Origin of the sequence: Mycobacterium sp. MFM001 (assembly GCF_003402475.1) — a bacterium.
Classification (GTDB): Bacteria; Actinomycetota; Actinomycetes; order Mycobacteriales; family Mycobacteriaceae; genus Mycobacterium.
The window spans coordinates 72,122-91,947 of record NZ_BFAB01000014.1 but is presented as its reverse complement, the minus strand read 5'-3'; the positions used below and the strand labels follow the sequence as shown (position 1 = coordinate 91,947).

General features: G+C 66.4%; 21 protein-coding genes. 16 read left to right on the top strand and 5 right to left on the bottom strand.

The window, feature by feature from the left end:
* Positions 1-8: 8 nt before the first annotated feature.
* Positions 9-1,214, bottom strand: coding sequence for a CaiB/BaiF CoA-transferase family protein (locus tag MFM001_RS20620; RefSeq protein WP_116377121.1), 1,206 nt, complete (start codon positions 1,212-1,214; stop codon positions 9-11).
* A complete protein-coding gene (locus tag MFM001_RS20615) occupies positions 1,211-2,716 on the bottom strand; it encodes an aldehyde dehydrogenase family protein (RefSeq protein ID WP_116377120.1) in 1,506 nt (501 codons plus the stop codon). The genes MFM001_RS20620 and MFM001_RS20615 overlap by 4 nt, the downstream gene beginning before the upstream one ends.
* Before the next feature lie 257 nt (positions 2,717-2,973).
* Between MFM001_RS20615 and MFM001_RS20610 the strand changes: the two genes are divergently transcribed.
* From MFM001_RS20610 to MFM001_RS20595, 4 genes are read left to right on the top strand one after another with little or no spacing between them, the layout of a single operon-like run.
* A complete protein-coding gene (locus tag MFM001_RS20610) occupies positions 2,974-3,675 on the top strand; it encodes an SDR family NAD(P)-dependent oxidoreductase (RefSeq protein ID WP_116377119.1) in 702 nt (233 codons plus the stop codon).
* A gap of 18 nt (positions 3,676-3,693) precedes the next feature.
* Positions 3,694-4,554: a mycofactocin-coupled SDR family oxidoreductase gene (locus MFM001_RS20605; protein ID WP_116377118.1), complete on the top strand. Its 861-nt coding sequence runs from the start codon at positions 3,694-3,696 to the stop codon at positions 4,552-4,554.
* A gap of 10 nt (positions 4,555-4,564) precedes the next feature.
* On the top strand, positions 4,565-4,768 hold the full coding sequence (locus MFM001_RS20600) for a ferredoxin (RefSeq protein ID WP_116377117.1): 204 nt from the start codon (positions 4,565-4,567) through the stop codon (positions 4,766-4,768).
* Positions 4,765-6,105, top strand: a complete 1,341-nt coding sequence (locus tag MFM001_RS20595; protein ID WP_238159311.1) for a cytochrome P450 — start codon at positions 4,765-4,767, stop codon at positions 6,103-6,105. The genes MFM001_RS20600 and MFM001_RS20595 overlap by 4 nt, the downstream gene beginning before the upstream one ends.
* Before the next feature lie 62 nt (positions 6,106-6,167).
* Here the strand turns inward: MFM001_RS20595 and MFM001_RS20590 are convergent, their stop codons facing one another.
* Positions 6,168-7,346 (bottom strand): acyl-CoA dehydrogenase family protein, encoded by a 1,179-nt coding sequence (locus MFM001_RS20590; protein ID WP_116377115.1) that lies wholly within the window; start codon positions 7,344-7,346, stop codon positions 6,168-6,170.
* On the bottom strand, positions 7,330-8,328 hold the full coding sequence (locus MFM001_RS20585) for an acyl-CoA dehydrogenase family protein (protein ID WP_116377114.1): 999 nt from the start codon (positions 8,326-8,328) through the stop codon (positions 7,330-7,332). The genes MFM001_RS20590 and MFM001_RS20585 overlap by 17 nt, the downstream gene beginning before the upstream one ends.
* Positions 8,329-8,645: 317 nt before the next feature.
* Between MFM001_RS20585 and MFM001_RS20580 the strand changes: the two genes are divergently transcribed.
* Genes MFM001_RS20580 through MFM001_RS20565 form a run of 4 tightly spaced genes read left to right on the top strand, consistent with a single transcriptional unit; the run spans position 8,646 to position 12,167 of the window.
* Complete coding sequence (locus MFM001_RS20580; RefSeq protein ID WP_116377113.1) at positions 8,646-9,734, top strand: amidohydrolase family protein; 1,089 nt, start codon at positions 8,646-8,648, stop codon at positions 9,732-9,734.
* Positions 9,735-9,750: 16 nt separating this feature from the next.
* Entirely contained in the window at positions 9,751-10,896 is a 1,146-nt protein-coding gene (locus tag MFM001_RS20575) for an amidohydrolase family protein (RefSeq protein ID WP_116377112.1), read from the top strand.
* Positions 10,897-11,289: a Rieske 2Fe-2S domain-containing protein gene (locus MFM001_RS20570; protein ID WP_116377111.1), complete on the top strand. Its 393-nt coding sequence runs from the start codon at positions 10,897-10,899 to the stop codon at positions 11,287-11,289. It abuts the gene before it with no gap.
* Between the two features lie 11 nt (positions 11,290-11,300).
* Complete coding sequence (locus MFM001_RS20565) at positions 11,301-12,167, top strand: alpha/beta fold hydrolase (protein WP_116377110.1); 867 nt, start codon at positions 11,301-11,303, stop codon at positions 12,165-12,167.
* A 5-nt stretch (positions 12,168-12,172) separates the two neighbouring features.
* On the opposite strand, the gene MFM001_RS20560 is transcribed toward MFM001_RS20565, so the two are convergent.
* A complete protein-coding gene (locus tag MFM001_RS20560; RefSeq protein WP_116377109.1) occupies positions 12,173-12,625 on the bottom strand; it encodes a hypothetical protein in 453 nt (150 codons plus the stop codon).
* Here MFM001_RS20560 and MFM001_RS20555 point away from each other — a divergent pair.
* The 8 genes from MFM001_RS20555 to MFM001_RS20520 all read left to right on the top strand — a co-directional run bounded on the left by MFM001_RS20555 (position 12,624) and on the right by MFM001_RS20520 (position 19,731).
* On the top strand, positions 12,624-13,856 hold the full coding sequence (locus tag MFM001_RS20555; RefSeq protein ID WP_116377108.1) for an NADH-ubiquinone oxidoreductase-F iron-sulfur binding region domain-containing protein: 1,233 nt from the start codon (positions 12,624-12,626) through the stop codon (positions 13,854-13,856). The two genes, MFM001_RS20560 and MFM001_RS20555, sit on opposite strands and share 2 nt — an antisense overlap.
* Positions 13,857-13,864: 8 nt before the next feature.
* Entirely contained in the window at positions 13,865-14,164 is a 300-nt protein-coding gene (locus MFM001_RS20550) for a ferredoxin (protein WP_116377144.1), read from the top strand.
* Complete coding sequence (locus MFM001_RS20545) at positions 14,161-15,804, top strand: OB-fold domain-containing protein (protein WP_238159310.1); 1,644 nt, start codon at positions 14,161-14,163, stop codon at positions 15,802-15,804. The genes MFM001_RS20550 and MFM001_RS20545 overlap by 4 nt, the downstream gene beginning before the upstream one ends.
* Entirely contained in the window at positions 15,801-16,667 is an 867-nt protein-coding gene (locus tag MFM001_RS20540) for an alpha/beta hydrolase (protein WP_116377107.1), read from the top strand. Before MFM001_RS20545 ends, MFM001_RS20540 begins: the two co-directional genes overlap by 4 nt.
* Complete coding sequence (locus tag MFM001_RS20535; RefSeq protein ID WP_116377106.1) at positions 16,667-17,476, top strand: NAD(P)-dependent oxidoreductase; 810 nt, start codon at positions 16,667-16,669, stop codon at positions 17,474-17,476. The genes MFM001_RS20540 and MFM001_RS20535 overlap by 1 nt, the downstream gene beginning before the upstream one ends.
* Complete coding sequence (locus MFM001_RS20530) at positions 17,473-18,261, top strand: NAD(P)-dependent oxidoreductase (RefSeq protein ID WP_116377105.1); 789 nt, start codon at positions 17,473-17,475, stop codon at positions 18,259-18,261. The genes MFM001_RS20535 and MFM001_RS20530 overlap by 4 nt, the downstream gene beginning before the upstream one ends.
* Positions 18,262-18,334: 73 nt before the next feature.
* On the top strand, positions 18,335-19,540 hold the full coding sequence (locus tag MFM001_RS20525; protein ID WP_116377104.1) for a cytochrome P450: 1,206 nt from the start codon (positions 18,335-18,337) through the stop codon (positions 19,538-19,540).
* Entirely contained in the window at positions 19,537-19,731 is a 195-nt protein-coding gene (locus MFM001_RS20520) for a ferredoxin (RefSeq protein WP_045384414.1), read from the top strand. Before MFM001_RS20525 ends, MFM001_RS20520 begins: the two co-directional genes overlap by 4 nt.
* The last annotated feature ends 95 nt before the right edge of the window (positions 19,732-19,826 follow it).

The following is a 19,826-nucleotide window of genomic DNA, read 5'->3' as shown; positions in this document are numbered from 1 at the left end:
CCCCCGACTTATGTGACGGCGCCGGCCGTCTTGAGCTCGATAATGCGGTCCCAGTCGTAACCGAGTTCCATCAAGATATCGTCGGTCTGTTCGGCGAACCCGGGCGCGGGGCCGGTTGCGGGTGCGGCGACGTCGAATTGCACCGGGTTGGCGACCAATTCGAGTTCGCCGGCCCGCACCACGTATTCGTTGGCCCGGATCTGCGCGTCGTTGGCGGCTTGCAGGGTGTCCTGCACCGGCGCCCACGGCCCGGACAGCGTCGCGAACCGTTCGCTCCATTCCGCCAGCGTGCGGGTGGCCATCACCTTGGACAGGATCTCCACCGCCTCCGCGGTGTTGGCGGCGATCTTCTCGTCGGTGGCGAAGCGCGGATCGTCGGCGAGTTCGGGCTGATCGATGTGCCGGCACACGTCGGCCCAGAACTTGGACGCCTGCATCATCACGAAGGAGATGTAGCGGTTGTCCGACGTCGCATAGAGCCCTACTAGCGGGTTGATCGGCGAACCGTGCACACCGGGCGGAAACGCCTCCATCCGCTGGCCGAGGTGGACGGTCAACGCCACGGTGTGTCCCAGCGACCAAAGGCCGCTGCCCAACAACGAGACGTCGACCACCGACGGCTCGCCGGTGCGTTCGCGTTTGAGCAGTGCGGCTGCGATGCCGCCGGCCAGGTTGGTCCCGGAGATGGTGTCGCCGTAGGCAGGTCCGGGCGGCCCGATCATCCCTTCCATTGCGGGCGGGGTGATGGTCGCGGCGGTCCCGGCGCGGCACCAGAAGGCGGTCATGTCGTAGCCGCCCTTTTCTGATTCGGCCCCCCGCGGTCCCAGGGCACTGCCACGCGCGTAGATGATCTTCGGGTTGACCGCGCGGATGTCGTCGACGTCGATGCCGAACTTCTTGCGGTGTCCCGGAAGGAAACTGGTCAGGAAGACATCCGAACGCCGGGCCAGCTCGAGGAGCACGTCCTTGCCTTCGGGTACCGACATGTCCAGGCCGATGCTGCGCTTGGCGCGGTTGGCGTGCTCGATGTTGGGATTGGGATCGCCTTCGACCCGCAACAGACCGGTCTGGCGCAGCCCGCGCTGGGGGTCGCCGGTGACCGCGTGCTCGACCTTGATCACGTCGGCGCCCCACTCGGCCAGCACCGCGCCGGCCGACGGGACGAACCCGTACATGGCGACCTCGAGAACGCGGATACCTTCTAACGGTTTCATCCCGCCGCCTTAACGGGTGCGGCAAACGTCTTGCGCTCCAAGAACTCCTCCAGTCCGGCGACGCCCATCTCCCGGCCGATACCGGACTGTTTGAAGCCGCCGAACGGGCTGTTGGCGCCGAAGTAGTTGCCGCCGTTGATCGAGAACGTTCCAGTCCTGATCCGGCGGGCCACGGCCAGCGCGCGGTCCGCATCGGCGCTGAACACCGCGCCGGACAGGCCGTAGATGGAGTTGTTGGCGATCCGCACGGCGTCGTCGTCATCGTCGAACCCGATGACCACCAGCACCGGCCCGAAGATCTCCTCCTGGGCGATCTCGCTGTCCGGGTCGACGTTGGTGAGCAGGGTCGGCGCGTAAAAGTAGCCCGGGTCGATCTTCTTGCCGCCGGTGACCAGCGTGGCGCCGGCGGCCACAGCGCGCTGCACCATGCCGTCGACCTTGTCGCGCTGGCGCTCGTTGATCAGCGGGCCCATATAGGTTTTCGGGTCGGCCGGGTCGCCGTGGCGGACATGCGCGAAGTTGGCAGCGACCATGTCGACGATCTCGTCGTGGTGCTTGCGGGGCACCAGCAGCCGGGACGTGAGAGCACAGCCCTGCCCGGCGTGGGTGACCATCGAAAAAGCCGCGAACATGCTCGCGGTGGCGAAGTCGGCGTCGTCAAGCATGATGGCCGCCGACTTGCCGCCCAGCTCGAGGAACACCCGTTTGACGGTCTCGCTGGCCGCGGCCATGATCTTGCGGCCGGTGGGCGTGGACCCGGTGAAAGTGACGACGTCGACGTCCGGGCTGGTGGTCAGCGCGGCGCCGACGGCCGGGTCCGACGACGTCAAAACGTTCACCACGCCGGGCGGAATGTCGGTGTGGTTGGCGATCACCTCGCCGAGCGCCAAGGTGACCAGCGGGGTGTCCGGTGCGCCCTTGAGCACCACGGTGCATCCGGCGGCCAGCGCGGGCGCCAGCTTGGCCAGCGCCAGCTGGTTGGGGTAGTTGTAGGCGATGATGGCCCCGACCACCCCGGCCGCTTCCTTTTCCACCCAGCGGTGATGAAGCATGCCGCGCGATTCGACCTCGCCGATCTCTTCGGTCATCGGGTAGGTCCGCAGCAGATCGGCGTAGTAGCGGACGATCCCGATCGGCTCGTCCAGTTGCGCCCCTTGGGTCAGCGCTCGGGTGGCGCCGACCTCGGCGATCGTCAGCGCCCGCAGTTCCTCGGCGTTGTCGAGCAGAGCCTGATGCAACTGGTCCAGGCAGCGGATCCGTAAGTCGACGTCGGTCGACCAGTTCGTGGTGTCGAATGCGCGACGGGCTGCGGCGATGGCTTGTTGGGCTTCGGCAGCTCCCGCGTCCGGCGCGTAACCGAGGACGTCGCCCGTCGCCGGATTGACCGAAGCGAAGGTGCGGTCGGCGGTGACCAGCCGGCCGTCGATCAGCAGCCGCCGGTCGCCGGCGTCGCTCCCCGCGTCAGCACCTGCGATGGTCGCAGCCGCGTCCTGCGATGGCATGCCAGCCTCCTCGGCACATCGGTAATTTCATTCTCATCCCCGGCGAATCATACATTCAGCGTGCGAGAATTCAACCAAACGGGAGAAACGAGACTGCCGTACTCGCAGGGCGGCGGCCCGCTTCGACCGGACGCCGTCTGCGCAGGCAGATCACGGTTTCCGGTGAGCCTTGCGGCACCGCGCGGCGTGAGAGTAGGGTTCTCATATTCGGAAGGGAGATTCTTTGTGACTGAGACGGCCTCTGGCAAGGTCGGGGCATGAGGACCGCCGTCGTCACCGGTGGTGGATCGGGCATCGGCTTGGCCATCGCGCAGCGGCTGCGCAAGGACGGCCTTCAGGTCGCGACGATCGATCTCAAACCCTCGGACACCGAGCTCGCGTTCACCGCGGACGTGACCGACCGTTCGCAGGTCGACGCCGCGCTGTCGGCGATCCGCGAGCAGCTCGGCCCGGTCACCGTTCTGGTCAACGCCGCGGGCCTCGACGGGTTCAAGCGGTTCACCCACATCAAGTTCGAGGACTGGCAACGCGTCATCGACGTCAACCTCAACGGGGTGTTCCACATGATCCAGGCGGTGCTGCCCGACATGCTGGAGGCCGGCTGGGGCCGCATCGTCAATATCTCTTCCTCGAGTACGCATTCCGGCACCCCACACATGGCCCACTACGTGGCAGCCAAGTCCGCGGTCAACGGGCTGACCAAGTCGCTGGCGCTGGAGTACGGCCCCAACGGCATCACCGTCAACGCGGTGCCACCCGGCTTCATCGACACCCCGATGCTGCGCAAGGCCGAGGAACAAGGCTTTCTCGGCGATATCGAGAAGAACATCGCCGCTACTCCGGTGCGCCGGATGGGCAAGCCGGAGGACATCGCCGCCGCGTGCGCCTTTCTGGTCTCCGAGGAGGCCGGCTACATCACCGGACAGATCTTGGGCGTCAACGGCGGTCGGAACACATGAGTATCGAAAGGAAACCCTGTGGGACGTGTTGAGGGCAAAGTCGCATTCGTCACCGGCGCGGCGCGCGGTCAAGGGCGCAGCCACGCGGTGCGGCTGGCCGAAGAGGGCGCCGACATCATCGCTGTCGACGTATGCCACGACATCGAGACCATCGGCTACCCGATGGCCTGCCCCGAAGACCTCGACGAGACCGCCCGGCTGATCGAGAAGACCGGCCAGCGCGTGGTGATCGCGCAGGCCGACGTTCGCGAAGCGTCGCAACTTCGTACCGCATTGGACAGCGGGCTGGCCGAATTCGGCAAGCTCGACATCGTGGTCGCCCAGGCCGGCGTTGCGGGTATGAAAGGCCAACCGCCGCTGCAGGCGTGGTGCGACGTGATCAACACCAACCTGATCGGCACCATCAACGCGATTCAGGTGGCGTTGCCGCACCTGAAGGAGGGCGCGTCGATCGTCGCCACCGGATCCACTGCGGCGCTGATGGACACGGCCAAGAAGGACAACCCCGGCAACGACCCGGGCGGCATGGCCTACGTGCACTCCAAGCGGGCACTGTCGACCTATGTGCACGACCTCGCGACCGAGCTTGCGCCGCTGGGGATTCGGGCCAACGTCGTGCACCCGACGAACACCAACACCCCGATGCTGCAGAGCGAGCCGATGTACCGCTCGTTCCGGCCGGACCTCGAGAACCCGACCCGGGCCGACGCCGAGCCGGTTTTCGGTGTGCAGCAGGCGATGCGGATTCCGTTCGTCGAGCCCGAGGACATCAGCAACGCGGTGCTGTGGCTTGCCTCCGACGAAGCGCGGTACGTCACCGGCGTGCAGTTGCGCGTCGACGCCGGCGGCTACCTGAAGTGGTACGACTTCAGCAAGTAAGGGGAAGACGATGAAGGTTTGGGTCGACCCGGAACGCTGCCAGGGCCACACACTGTGCGCCATGATCGCGCCGGATTCTTTTGAGCTCGACGACATCGAAGGGCACTCCTCGGCGGTCACCGAAGACGTTCCGCCCGAGCAGGAGTCGAAGGTGCGCGAAGCGGCTCATTCCTGCCCGGAGCAGGCGATCATAGTGACGGAGACGGGGCGTTGAGCGACCGCAAGAAGAATCAGTATCACTTCGACCGGCACACGCCCGAATACCGGCTGCAGTTCGAGAAGATCACCGAGGAGATGCACGCCAAGTGCCCGGTGGCCTGGACCGACACCTACGGCGGGCACTGGGTTGCCGCCGGCAGCCAGGCGGTGTTCGAGCTCGCCCGTTGCCCCGCCGTCTCCAACGATCACGACGTCAATGGCGAACGCCGTGGCTACCAAGGCATTTCGATCCCGGTGGCCAAACGCGCCAGCGGCGTTCGGGGCGGCATCCTGGAGATGGACGAGCCGGAGCACCGCACCTATCGCAACGTGCTCAACCCGTACCTGTCGCCGGCCGCGGTCAAGCGCTGGCAGCCGTTCATCGACGAGGTGACGCGCGCGTGCCTGGACGAGAAGATCGAGGAAGGTCGCATCGACTTCGTCGACGACCTGGCCAACATCGTGCCGGCCGTGCTGACCTTGGCAATGCTGGGCATCCCGCTGAAGAAGTGGTCGATCTACAGCGAGCCGGTTCATGCGTCCGTGTACACCCCCGAGCACTCACCCGACATGGAGCGGGTCGTGGCCATGCACCGCCAGATGGGGCTGGATCTGCTCAACAACATGCTGGAGATTCGCGAGAACCCGCGGCCCGGCATTGTGAATGCGTTGCTGCAGATGAGAATCGACGGTGAGCCGGCTCCCGACATCGAGATCCTGGGCAACCTCGGGTTGGTGATCGGCGGCGGGTTCGACACCACCACCGCGCTGACCGCTCATGCGATGGAATGGCTCTCACAGCACCCCGACCAGCGGGAGCGGCTCAGCCGCGAGCGTGACACCCTGCTCGATCCGGCGACTGAGGAGTTCCTGCGCTACTTCACCCCGGCGCCCGGCGACGGCCGCACGTTCTCGGACGATGTGGAAGTCGAGGGAACACACTTCAAAGAGGGTGAGCGGCTGTGGATCTCGTGGGCGATGGCCAACCGTGATCCGTCGGTGTTCCCGGAGCCCAACGAGATCGTGATGGACCGTAAGGGTAACCGGCACTTCAGCTTTGGCATCGGCGTGCACCGCTGCATCGGGTCCAACGTGGCCCGCACCGTGTTCAAGTCGATGCTGACCGCGGTGCTCGACCGGATGCCCGACTACCAGTGTGACCCCGAAGGCACCGTGCACTACGAAACGATCGGTGTCATCCAGGGCATGCGAAAGTTGCCGGCCACCTTCACTCCCGGCCGCCCGCTCGGCGCCGGCCTGGACGAGACGCTGGAGCGGCTGCAGCGAATTTGCGACGAGCAGGGCCTCGCGAGGCCGATTACCGAACGCAAAGAAGCGGCCGTCATCGACTGAGCCGCCCACCCCACGTGGAGCCGGCGTCACGCTCAACGTCGCGCGTGGCGCCGGCTTCACACTTACCCGTGCGGCAGGCCGAGGACCCGCTGGGCGATGATGTTGCGCTGGATCTCCGACGTGCCGCCGGCGATAGTGCCAGAGAAGCTGCGGGCATAGCGCTCGAACCAGCTGGCGAAGTAGTGGTCGAGATTCATTGGCGCATAAGGCCCCGTGAGTGCGGGGTGGACGAGCCCGTCGGCGCCTGCCGCCGACAGCGCATGCTCGGAAGCCTTGAGCTCCGCCTCCGAGCCGAGCAGCTTGAGCACGGACACCGCCGACACGTCTTGTTCACCGCGGGCGGCGCGCGCCAACGCCGCCGACCCCAACAGGCGCAACGCCTGGTGATCCATCACCAGGGTCGCGTACTGGTCGCGCTCCAGCGCGGTCTTCGGGTGGAAGTCGCTGATCAGGTTGTCCAGCCGGTCGGCGAACCCCAGCCACATCATCGTGCGTTCGTGCCCGAGCGACCCGTTGGCCACTCGCCAGCCCTGGTTGAGCGGCCCGACGAGATTCTCGGCCGGCACCCGGGCATCGGTGAAGAACACCTCGTTGAAATCCAGGTCGTCGATCGAGCAGATCGACGGGAACGGCCGGCGAGCCACCCCAGGGGTGTCAGTGGGAATCAGTAATGCGCTGATGCCCTTGTGTTTTGGTGCGTCGGGGTCGGTGCGGACGAACGTCAACAGCACGTCGGCGTCGTGCGCGCCGGACGTCCAGACCTTCTGCCCGTTGACGACGAACTCGTCGCCGTCGCGCACGGCCTTCGTGCGCAGCGACGCCAGATCCGAACCCGCACTCGGCTCGCTCATCCCCAGCGACGCGGTGATCTCGGCGCGAAGGATCGGCACCGCCCAGCGCTGCTTTTGCTCGTCGCTGCCGAACGAGAGCAGCGACGCCGCAACGATATTCACGCCCTGCGGGTTGAAGCTGTGGTAGATCCGTCGCCGGCACAGCTCCTCGAGGTGGACGAACTGCTGCAACACCGTGGCGTTGCGCCCGCCGAACTCCGGTGGCTGCCCGGGCAACAGCCAGCCGTTGTCGAACAGCAGCCGCTGCCAGCGGCGCGCCCAGGCGGGCATGTGCGACACGGACTTCGGCCGTTCCACCGCTTCGGCGGCCGCCGCGGGCAGATGCTCGTCGAGGAACGCGGCGAATTCGGCGCGAAAAGCCTCGACGTCGGAATCAAAGGTGAGTTGCACGGTATTCCTCGGCGATCATGGCCCGGTGCTCCGCGGCGCCGCCGAGCATCAGCTCGCCGGCCTTGGCCCGCTTGAGCGCGAATTGCAAATCGTTCTCCCACGTGAAGCCCATCGCGCCGTGCAGTTGCAGGCCGTGGCGAAACACCAGCGATTGGCACTCACCGGCCGCCGCCTTGGCCATCGCGGCCGCCAGTCGGCGCCGGGGATCGTCTTCGGCGATCGTCAGCGCGGCGAAGTATGCCAGCGCCCGGGCCCGCTGCACCGCCACGTACATGTCGACGGCCTTGTGCTGGACGGCCTGGAACGAGCCGATCGGAACGCCGAATTGCTGCCTGCTGCTTACGTGTTCGAGAACCAGGTCGAGGATGCGTTGGCAGGCGCCGACCATCGTCATCGCCATCCCGGTCAGCGCGACGTGGCGTGCGCGCTCGGTATCGGCGCCGAGCCGGGCGGTGTCGGGCACCCGGACCCCGGCGAACGTCACGTCGGCGACGTGCAGCACCGGGTCGAACACCGATGCGCGACGGGCGGATACCTGGTCGGCGCCGACGACGAACACCGCCGCGTCGGTGACCACCGCCAGCCGCTCGGCCCGATCCCCGTCCAGGACATGGCGAGCGGTGCCGTCGAGCACCCAGCCGTCACCGTCCCGGCGCGCGGAGACGCCGCTGTAGACGGCGGTCCCCGACCCGTGCGGGTCGAACCGATCGCCGACCAGCGGTGCGAACTGGGTCATCGTCGCCAGATAGGGAGTGGGGTCGGTGGCGCGGCCCAATTCCTCGGTCACGATGGCCAGCTCCACCGCGCTGGCCGGATCGTTCAGCTCGGTCCAGCCGAGGTCGACATAGACCTTCCACACCGCGGAGGGGTCGGCGCCGTCTTCGGCCACGCTGCGCACCAGCGCCGGCGGGCACTGCTTGGCGACCACATCGCGCACCGTTTCCTGCCACAGCCGCTGATCAGCGTCGAACTCTAGAAGCATCGTCCGAGAATAGCATTCTCATTAGCGAAAGTATCCATCTCAGTCGAGGCGAAACGGCTTGTTGCCCTGAGTCCCTGGGCTTATGGGTCTTCAGCGGCGGAGGCCCGTGCGACATGGGCCAGCTGGGCAGGGCCGTCCCAGAATGTTATTCTCGCGCTGGAAGAACTTGACTTACAGTAGGGCGCGGCCACCAGCCGTTCGATTAATCGAAACGCTTACCGGAAACCCGTTGAATGGCGGTAAAGTGGAATGTTAGGTTACCTAGCGGATCGCCAACTGGCCCGACGCAGCGGTCGGAGCCGCGGAGGGTGGTTTAGGTGATAGAACACCCGGACGGAACCCGCACGCCGGTCATCGACGCCAGCGTGCACATCTTCTTCGCGTCCACCCCCGAGTTGCGCGAATTCCTTCGCGAGCCGTTCAAAAGCCGCGGATTTCCCGACTACGAGATGGATTGGTACGGCGCCCCGGGCAGCGAATACGCACCCGACACCCACGGGCCCGACCGTGGCTACCCCGGATCGGATCCGGATTTCGTCGGCCACCAGCTGTTCAACGAGCGCGGCGTCGACGTCGCGGTCCTACACCCCATGGGCCGCGGCATCATGCCCGACCGGCACCTGGGCAGCGCGCTGTGTGCGGCGCACAACGAGATGCTGGTGTCGCGCTGGCTGGAGCACGGCCAGTACGGTCAGCGGTTCCGCGGCACGATCCGGCTCAATCCCGACGACATCGCCGGCGCGCTGCGCGAACTCGCCCGCTACAAAGACCACCCGCAGGTGGTGCAGATCGGCATCCCGCTGCAGTCGCGCGAGCTCTACGGCAAGCCGCAATTCTGGCCGCTGTGGGAAGCGGCCGCCGAGGCGAACCTTCCGGTGGCGGTGCACATCGAAACCGGTGAGGGCATTGGGTTTCCGCCGACGCCGTCGGGACACACCCTCACTTACGAGCAGTACGTCAGCTTCATGTCGCTGAACTACCTGTACCACTTGATGAACATGATCGCCGAGGGCGTGTTCGAGCGGTTCGAAACGCTGAAGTTCGTCTGGGCCGACGGCTGCGCAGACTTCGTGACGCCGTTCATCTGGCGGATGGACACCTTCGGACGTCCGCATCTCGAACAGACGCCGTGGGCGCCGCGGATACCGAGCGACTACCTGCCCGGTCACGTGCACTTCGTCGCGGGCCGCTTCGACGGGCCGGGCGACGTCGAGTTCGCCGGCGAGTGGTTCGGCTTCACCGGCAAGGACGACATGGTGATGTTCGGGTCCAGTTACCCGCACTGGCACATGAGCACGCTGTCGGTGCCGAGCGCGTACACCGCCGAGCAGCGCGACAAGTTCTGCTGGCGCAACGCCGCCGAGCTCTACGGCATAGACATTCCGGCCCCGTTGGCCGCACAGTAGATAAAGGGAGGCCACGATGACGCTCACACAGACTCAAGAACGGGTTCCCGCCGCCGAGCGCATCGCCGTGCGGTGCGTGGACTCCGACGTCCACCCAGTGCCCAAGCGCGGCGAGCTGACTCAATACATCCCGGAGCCGTGGCGGAGCAAGTTCTTCCTCGACCACAAAGTGGGCGAGCTGATCTACTACGACGCTCCGGACTACGCGCACGCCTTCGCGATGCGGGTGGATACCTTCCCGCCGGACGGCGAATTCCCGGGCAGCGACCCGGACATGGCGTTCCGCCAACTGATCATGGAGGCGGGTTCCGACATCGCGATCCTGGAGCCGGCTGGCCGCACTCCGCGGCTGCCCGAAGCGCACCAGGCGATGTGCGCCGCGCTCAACGACTGGCAGGCCCACCACTGGCTGGACAGCCACAACAACTGGCACGAGCGTTGGCGCGGCTCGATCTGCGTCGCGATCGAGGACCCGCAGGGCGCGGCCCGCGAGATCGAAAAGTGGGCCGGCCACCCCTACATGGCGCAGATCCTGATCAAGGCCGAGCCGCGGCCGTCATGGGGCCACCCGATGTACGACCCGATCTGGGCGGCCGCCACCAAGCACGACATCACCGTGAGTTGCCACCTGTCGCGCAGCAACTACGAGATGCTGCCGATGCCGCCGGTCGGATTCCCCAGCTACAACCACGATTTCATGGTGACCTACTCGCTGCTGGCCGCCAACCAGGTGATGAGCCTGATCTTCGACGGCGTCTTCGACCGCTTCCCCACCCTGCGAATCGTGTTCGTCGAGCACGCCTTTTCCTGGGTGCTGCCGCTGATGTGGCGGATGGACGCCATCTACGAGGCTCGCAAGCCGCGAATGGACATCAAACGCAAGCCGTCCGAAATCCTCAAGGAGCACATCAAATTCACCACCCAGCCGCTGGACTACCCGGAGGACAAGACCGAGCTGACGCGGGCGCTGGAGTGGATGGAGTGCGACAAGATCCTGCTGTACTCCTCGGATTACCCGCACTGGACCTTCGACGATCCGCGCTGGCTGGTCAAGCATTTGCCCAAAGCCGCCCGTGAGGCCGTCATGTTCAAAAACGGCATCGAGACCTATCACCTGCCGGAGACGGTTCCGGTGCTCGAAGGTCAAGTACGGGTGTTCTGAATGCCCGAAGAAGTCAAGCGGCCCCGGCTTGCCCAGGGTCGCGAGCACGTCGTCGCGACGGTGGACGAAATTCCGCCCGGCACACATAAATTGGTGCCGATCGGGCGGCACGGCGTCGGCGTGTACAACGTCAACGGCACGTTCTACGCGATCGCGAACTACTGCCCGCACCAGGGTGGACCGCTATGTTCGGGGCGCGCCCGTGGCCGTACGGTCGTCGATGAGTCCGCGCCCGGCGATGCGGTGATGGTCCGCGACCTGGAATACATCTACTGCCCCTGGCATCAATGGGGTTTCGAGCTGGCCACCGGGACGACGGCGGTCAAACCGGAATGGAGTATCCGCACCTACCCGGTGCGGGTCGTCGGCAACGACGTGATGGTGCAGGCATGAGCGGAGCAGGGGTGTCTTCCATCGAGATCAACGGCGGCAACGTTGTCTACGAAATCCTCGGCAGCTCAGGCGACCTCATCGTGTTGACACCTGGCGGCCGATTCAGCAAGGAGATCCCCGGTCTTCGCCCGCTGGCCGAGGCGCTGGTCGACGGCGGGTATCGGGTGCTGCTGTGGGACCGGCCGAACTGCGGGGCGTCCGATGTGCAGTTCTACGGGCAGAGCGAGTCGCACATGCGCGCCGAAACACTGCACGGCCTGCTGACTCGGCTCGACCTCGGGCCGTGCATCATCGCCGGCGGCTCGGGCGGCGCACGGGATTCGATGCTGACCACGATGCTCTATCCCGAGCTGGTGACCAAGCTGGTGGTGTGGAACATCGTCGGCGGCATCTACGGAACCTTCGTCCTCGGTTCGTATTACGTGATTCCGAGCATCCTCGCGGCGCGCGGCACCGGGATGGAGGGGGTGGTGAAGGTCCCCGAGTGGCGCGAACGCATCGAGGAGAACCCCAACAACAAGCAGCGATTCCTCGATTTCGACCGCGACGAGTTCCTCAAGGTGATGCTGCGCTGGCTCAACGCCTTCGTGTCCAAGCCGGGCCAGACCATTCCCGGGGTGGACGACGAAATGTTCGACCGGATCACGGTTCCCACACTGATCATCCGCGGCGGGGAGAACGACTGGGATCACCCCAAGCGCACTTCGCTGGAGGTCAGCTGCCTGATCAAGGGATCGAAGTTGATCGATCCGCCGTGGCCCGAGGACGCCTGGGAACGTGCAGCCGAAGAACGGGCGGCGGGCAAGGTCGACCGCTTCAACATGTTCGACACCTGGGTGCAGGCCGCCCCCGCGATTCTCGAGTTTCTGGACGGCTGATGGCTTTACGTGGTGAGAATGTGGACCTCGCAGTTCAGCGAGGCCTCCAGCGCGGTGTGAATGCGGCTTTCCGGGATGCGCTCCAGATCGGCCTCGCGCAGCGTCACGTACACGACGTCGAACCCCTCGTGGCCGGGAACCCGCCGGATCTCGCCGGTGAGCCCGAAGCCGGCCAGTACGCCGTACGCGTCGTCGTCGGTGCCACGGCTGACATAGGTGACGACCCCCGGCACCGGATTGGTGCCGAAAGCCTTGGCGCACAACTCGACAGCGGTCTCCTTGACCGCGTCGGCGCCGCTGCCGGCGATCAGCAGCTGTACTTCGCGGGGGGACACCGGCAGCACCTCGGCGCCGGTCGCCTGCGCCAGTTCCAGGAGGGTGGCCATGCCCTTGTCTAACTCTGCCTCGGTGAGCGCGCCCGACGGGTCGACACCGACCCGCACCACCGCAGTCCGCATGGCCCCCAGCCTAACCGTCGCCGCCTGGCCCGACCTTGCACCGCGACTACTGGGCGATGCGCCCAGTAGTTACCGCCCCTTGGCGTCGGCCGACGACCTGCTCGGCGAGGTCGACCGCAGCGGGCTGCTCGGCCGCGGGGGTGCCGCGTTCCCGCTCGCGGTCAAACTGCGCACGGTGCGGGACAACGGCCGCGCTGCGGGTGGCGCTGTCGTCGTCGCGAACGGCGAAGAGGGAGAACCGGCTTCGGTCAAGGACCGCTGGCTGCTGCGCAACCGGCCGCACCTGGTGCTCGACGGGCTGCGCCTGGCGTCAGCGATCGTGGGCGCAGACCGCGCCTATGTCTATGTGTCCGACCCGCAATCGGCGCGCAGCGTCGAGGAAGCGGTGTTCGACGACCTCGGTGTTGCGGTGAGCGTGCGACTCGTCGATCCGGGCTACGTGGCCGGCGAAGAGACGGCAGCGGTACGCGCTCTCAACGGTGGCCCGGTCAAGCCGACCGACAAGCCGCCCCGCCCGTTCCAGGAGGGGGTCGGTGGGCTGCCCACGCTGGTAAGCAATGTCGAGACGCTGGCCAATCTGCCCTATTTGCAGGAGCATGGCGCCGCGGCGTTTCGCGCCCAGGGCACGCCGCTGTCGCCGGGCACCTTCCTGATGACGATCACCGGCGCCGGCCGGCCGCCCGGGCTCTACGAAATCCCGCACGGTCTGCCGTTCACTGAACTGCTTGGGCTGCATGGTATTTCACCTGACCATGTCAAGGGTGTGCTGATGGGCGGCTACTTCGCGGGGCTGCTCAACCGCGACGTGCTCGACGCGACGCTGGACCACGAGACGCTGCGCAGGCTCGGTAGCGGGCTGGGCGCCGGCGCCATCACGGTGCTCACCGACGACTGCGCGGTCGCCGTCGCCGCGTCGGTGCTGGCGTACTTCGATCGCGAGAACGCCGGGCAGTGCGGCTCGTGCTTCAACGGCACGGCGGCGATGGCAGCGGTGGCCGGCGCGTTGCGCGACGGGGTGGCGACCAGTGAGGACCTGACCCGGCTGCGGCGCTGGTCGGTGATGCTGCGCGGTCGCGGCGCCTGCGCGACGCTAGACGCCGCCTGCAATATGGCGGCCAGTTTGCTCAACCAGTTCCCGCATGCGGTGGATCGCCACCTCGAGAACGCCTGCGAGACATGCCATGCCGCGGTGTTTCGCGCCCACCGACCCTACGAGGTGGAGTCGCTATGACCGAACGCATGACGATCCGCCTGGACCGCACCATCTGCGACGGCTTCGGCATCTGCGCCAGACACGCCCCGAAGTATTTCTCGCTCGACGACTGGGGTTACGCGTCGCTGATCGGCGACGGCACCGTCGCCGAGGAAGACCACGACGCCGTCATGCGCGCACTGCTGGACTGCCCGGTGCACGCGATCATGGAGGTCGGCGAGCACCGACCCACCGGCACCCATCCCCCGTCGTCCGCCACTGCGGAGGACCCTGCCGCCGGCGTCAAAGCCGAGGACAACGAAGCGGAGTGGGGGTTCACCCGGTGACCGGACGCCCGCTGCCCCTGCTCACGCCCGACAACGAGTTCTTCTGGAAGTCAGGCGAAGACGGCACGCTACGGCTGCAGGAATGCACCGACTGCAATGCTTTGATCCATCCGCCCGCTCCGGTGTGCCGGTATTGCCGGTCCCACAACATAGGTGTGCGGGCGGTGTCGGGTCGAGGCACGCTGGCCGGCTTCACCGTCAATCACCGGTTCAGCCTGCCGGACCTGCCGGCGCCGTACGTGGTGGCGCAGGTGGCGATAGCCGAAGATCCGCGAGTCCGGTTGACCACCAACATCATTGAGTGCGAGCCTGATCAGCTTCAGCTCGGCCAGCCGGTGGAGGTCGTCTTCGAGCAGGCCGACGACGTGTGGCTGCCGTTGTTCCGGCCGGTAGCAGGTCCCCTAGGCGCTCTACCCGTCGACGAGATCGCGCCGGAGAGTTTCGGTGCGCACGTGCGGCCGATGCTGCGCCGCGAGAAGTTCGAGGACAAGGTCGCACTCACCGGGATCGGCATGTCGGACATCGGCCGCCGGCTGATGGTGCCGCCGCTGCAACTGACCGTGCAGGCCTGCGAGGCCGCGATCGCCGACGCCGGCCTGAGTCTCGACGACATCGATGGCCTGTCAACATATCCCGGCGGCGGCAATCTCGGCGGCTTCGGCGAAGGCGGGGTCACCGCACTCGAAGCTGCGCTCGGAATCCGGCCGGTGTGGCACAACGGCGGCATCGAAACCTTCGGACCGGGCGGGTCGGTGATCGCCGCGATGCTTGCGGTTGCCGCCGGCCTGGCCCGCCACGTGCTGTGCTTCCGCACCTTGTGGGAAGCCACGTACAACGAGTTGATGAAGCAGGGCAAGATCGTTCCGCCCGCCGGGCGAACCGCCAGCTGGCAGTATCCGTTCGGCGCCACCTCGGCCGCGCACACGCTGGCGATGAACGCGCAGCGGCACATGCACCGGTACGGGACGACGAAGGAGACGCTGGGCTGGATCGCGCTGAATCAGCGGGCGAATGCCGAACTCAACCCGTCGGCGGTCTATCGGTCGCCGATGACGATGGAGGACTACCTGGGCGCGCGGCCGATCACCACGCCGTTCGGGCTCTACGACTGCGACGTGCCCTGCGACGGAGCCATCGCCGTCGTCGTGTCCGCCGTCGACGCAGCCCGCGACCTGGCCAAGCCGCCGGTACTGGTGGAGGCGGTGGGCACCCAGATCATCGAGCGGATCGACTGGGACCAAAGCACGTTGACCCACGAGCCTCAGGTGCTCGGCCAGTCGGCACACATGTGGTCGCGAACTTCGCTGCGGTCCGAGGACGTCGACGTCGCCGAGTTGTACGACGGGTTCACGATGAACTGCCTGTCCTGGATCGAGGCGCTGGGCTTTTGCGAGATCGGGGGCGCCCGAGAGTTTTTGGACGGCGGCAAGAACATCGCCCGCGATGGCCTCCTGCCGCTGAACACGCACGGCGGCCAACTGTCCCACGGCCGCACCCACGGCATGGGCCTGCTGCACGAAGCGGTCAGCCAACTGCGCGGCGAGGCCGGCGAACGCCAAGTCGCCGATGCCAGCGTCGGCGTGGTCAGCAGCGGCGGCCTGACACCGAGCGGCGTGCTGCTGCTGCGGGCCGACACATGACCTCGCCGGGCCCCCGGGTGGTGATCGTCGACGGCGTCCCGATGTCGGCGCTGGTCGCTGAGGCCAGCGAGCCGCGGGCCGTCGTCGTCGCACTGCACGGCGGAGGCACCACCGCAACGTATTTCGACTGCCCAGGCCATCCGTCGCTGTCGTTGCTGAGAACCGGTGCAGCGCTTGGCTTTACGGTGATTGCACTCGACCGACCGGGCTACGGCAGCTCCGCGCCCTACCCGGAGGCAATGGTCGAGCCCGAGCAACGGGTCCGGCTGGCCTACGGCGCCGTCGACCGCATTCTCGGCGACCGTCCGAGCGGGTTGTTCGTGGTGGCCCACTCGAACGGCTGCGAGCTGGCGCTGCGGATGGCCGCCGATCCGCGCGGCGAAGATCTGCTCGGAATCGAAATGGCCGGCACCGGAAGGCATTACCATCCGGCAGCACGCGAGGTTCTCAAGGCGGCCAGCGCGACCCACCGGCCGCCTGGCCTGCGCGAGCTCCTGTGGTATCCCACGGAGCTGTATCCGCCCGAGGTACTCGGCGGTCTCACAAACTCCGCCACCGGCGCGCCGTACGAAGCGGCGATGGTCACCGACTGGCCTCGCCGTGACTTTCCCGCACTGGCCGCGCAGGTGCGGGTTCCGGTACGATTCAGTGTCGCCGAACACGAAAAGGTGTGGCAGTCCGATGCCGCGGCGCTGGCCGAGATCGCTGCCATGTTCTCCGCCTCGCCGCGATTCACCGTCAACGAGCAACACGGCGCCGGCCACAACCTCAGCCTCGGCCACACCGCTGCCGAATACCACCAAAGCGTGTTTGCTTTCGTCGACGAATGTTTAGCCCCCGACGCGGATTTGGAGGCCGGTTGATGCATGTCGGATTTATCGGGCTGGGCAGCCAGGGCGCCCCGATGGCACGGCGGATCCTCGAAGCCGGCTACCCGACGACGTTGTGGGCGCGCAGGCCTGCGTCGCTCGAGCCGTTCGCCGACACGGCGGCCAAGGCGGCCGGCTCGCCGGCCGAACTTGCCGCGGCCAGCGACCTGATGTGCCTGTGTGTAGTGGGTGACGCAGACGTGGAGGAAGTCGCCGACGGGCTGTTGGCGGGCGCCAAGCCGGGCAGCGTGATCGTCGTACACAGCACGGTGCATCCCAAGACATGCCAAGAGTTGGCCAAGAAGGCCGCGGCCCAGGATGTCTCGGTGATCGACGCACCGGTGAGCGGAGGCGCCCCGGCCGTCGAACAAGGTCGTCTCCTGGTGATGGTCGGGGGTGACCCCGAGGTGGTGGAGCGCTGCCGCCCGGTGTTCGAGACCTACGCCGATCCGATCGTGCACCTCGGTGCGCTGGGCTCCGGACAGACCACCAAGCTGCTGAACAACCTGCTGTTCACCGCGAACCTGGGAACCGCGGCAACCGCCCTGTCGCTCGGCAAGGCACTGGGCGTCTTGCCGGACCGCCTCACTGAGGTCATCTCGCGCGGTAGCGGGAACAGCTTCGCGCTCAACGCTCTTGGCGGCGACACCGATGGTTTGGACCGCCTTGCCGGGCTTGCCGGTGCGCTGCTGCAGAAGGATGTCCGCCTGGTCGCCGACATCGCCGAGACCGCCGGCGTCGACGGCGGCGCGGTACTTGATGCGGCCGACGCCACGCTGGCGCTGATGGAACATCCCCGGTGAGAGTCGGATTCATCGGCGCAGGACGGATGGGCCGGCCGATGGTGGCCCGGCTGGTCGAGGCGGGCCATGCTGTCCGGGCGCTGGGCCGATCCGACGAAAAGCGGGCAGCCGTCAGTCAATTGGGTGCGACGGCGGTGGCGGACGTCGCATCGGTGGCAAGCCAGGCCGACGTCGTGGTGGTCTGCGTCTTCAGCGACGAACAGGTGCGCCAGGTCTGTCTGGACGGCGGCCTCTCGATGGCTCCCGGATCGGTATTGGTCGTGCACACCACCGGAAGTCCGCGCACGGTTGAGAACATCGCCAGGTCGCTTGCGGTCGAGGTGGTCGATGCCCCGGTCAGCGGCGGCCCGCACAACGCGGCCGCAGGCGAGCTGACGTTGTTCGTGGGCGGCACCGACGAGGCGGTGGCGCGGGCGCGACCGGTATTGAGCTGCTACGGCGATCCGGTGCTGCACGTAGGCCCGCTCGGCGCCGGCCAGAAGGTCAAGCTGGTCAACAATGCGCTGTTCGCGGCGCAGATCGGGTTGCTGTCGGCGTCAGTCGACCTCGGGGATCGGCTCGGTATCCCCGAGCCGACGCTGCTGGCGGCACTTCCGCATGGCAGCGCCGCCAGCCGGGTACTGGACCTGGTCGCGGCGGGCGGCTCCGTCGCATCGTTCACCCAAATGGCCGGTGAATTCGTCGGCAAAGACGTCGCCGTGGTGCGCGGCGTCGCCGCCGAACTGGGCAGTGATCTCGGGGTGCTGGAAAACGTGATTGAGGTGTTTTCTTCCCGAGAAAAGTGATTTACCGTTAGCGTTACAGTCAAGCCTTCCGTCGTAAAGGCTCCAGCCGCCAGCCCGCCGCTGAGGAGATGCAATGACCAAGCCAAAGGTGGTCTTCGATCCGTTCTCCGAGGAGTTCTTCAACAATCCGTTCGAGATATATCGACGAATGCGCGAGGACGCCCCCCTCTACTACGACGAGCGAGAAGACTTCTACGCGTTGACCCGCCACGAGGACGTTGCCGCAGCCCTCAAGGACTTCGAGACCTTTTCCTCCAGCCGTGGCTGCGACTTGGCGATGGTGCGCAAGGGCATTTCGCCCGAGCAGAGGTCGATCATCTTCATGGACCCGCCCGAACACCGGCACATGCGGAGTCTGCTCAACAAGGCGTTCACGCCCCGCGCCGTCCAATCGCAGCAGCCGACGGTCGAGGCGGCGATCGACAAGTACCTGAGCAAGGCCGATCCCGACAACTTCGACGTCGTGCAGGACTTCTCCGCGCCTTTCCCGGTCGAAGTCATCACCACGATGGCCGGGGTCCCGGAGGAATACCGCCAACAGGTGCGGCACTGGATCGATACCAGCCTGCACCGGGAACCGGGACAAATCGAAATCTCCGAAGCCGGCATGCAGGCCAACGTCGAGACCGCAATGTATTACTACGGGTTGGTGCAGGAGCGCCGCGAAAAGCCGCAGGACGACATGATCAGCCGACTGATCGCCGCCGAAGTCCCCGGCGAAGACGGCAAGATGCGCCGCCTCGACGACATCGAGATCTGCGGTTTTGCGACGTTGCTGGGCGGCGCGGGCGCAGAGACGGTGACAAAGCTAATCGGCAGCGCGGCAGTGATCTTCGCCCGCCACCCCGACCAATGGCAAAAGCTCTACGAGGACCGCAGCAAGATCCCGGGTGCCGTCGAGGAGTTGTTGCGCTACGAGGGGCCAGTGCAATACAACGTCCGCTACACCTTGAAAGAAGCACACGTCAGCGGTGGCACGATTCCCGCCGGCAAGCCGGTGTTCTTGATGAAGGCCGCGGCGAACCGCGATCCCGATGCCTTCACCGACGCCGACACTTTCGACATCGAGCGCGATCACACCGAGGCGCAACATCTCGGGTTGGGATACGGGATTCACAGTTGCCTGGGCGCGGCATTGGCCCGAATGGAAAGCCGTATCGCACTGGATAGGTTGCTGGACTTCATGCCCCGCTACGAGGTGAATTGGGAAGATTGCCGGCGGGTGACCATGCAGAATGTTGCGGGCTGGCTGAATGTGCCGGTGAAGGTGCTGCGATGAAAAAAGTCGAAGTCGATTTCGGTCTGTGCGAAAGCAATGGCGTCTGCATGGGCATCATCCCCGAGGTGTTCCACCTCGGCGACGACGACATGCTGACCGTCCTGCAGGACGAAGTCACCCCGGAGAACGAGGAACAAATCCGCGACGCGGTGCGACAGTGCCCGCGGCAGGCCATCTCGATCAAGGAGTAGCGGCGGGCGGACCCCGCAGCATCGGTGCCGCCAGGTATCGCCGATCGGCAAGCAAATATACGCAAATCGGCGAAACCCTTGCTGCGAATCGGCGA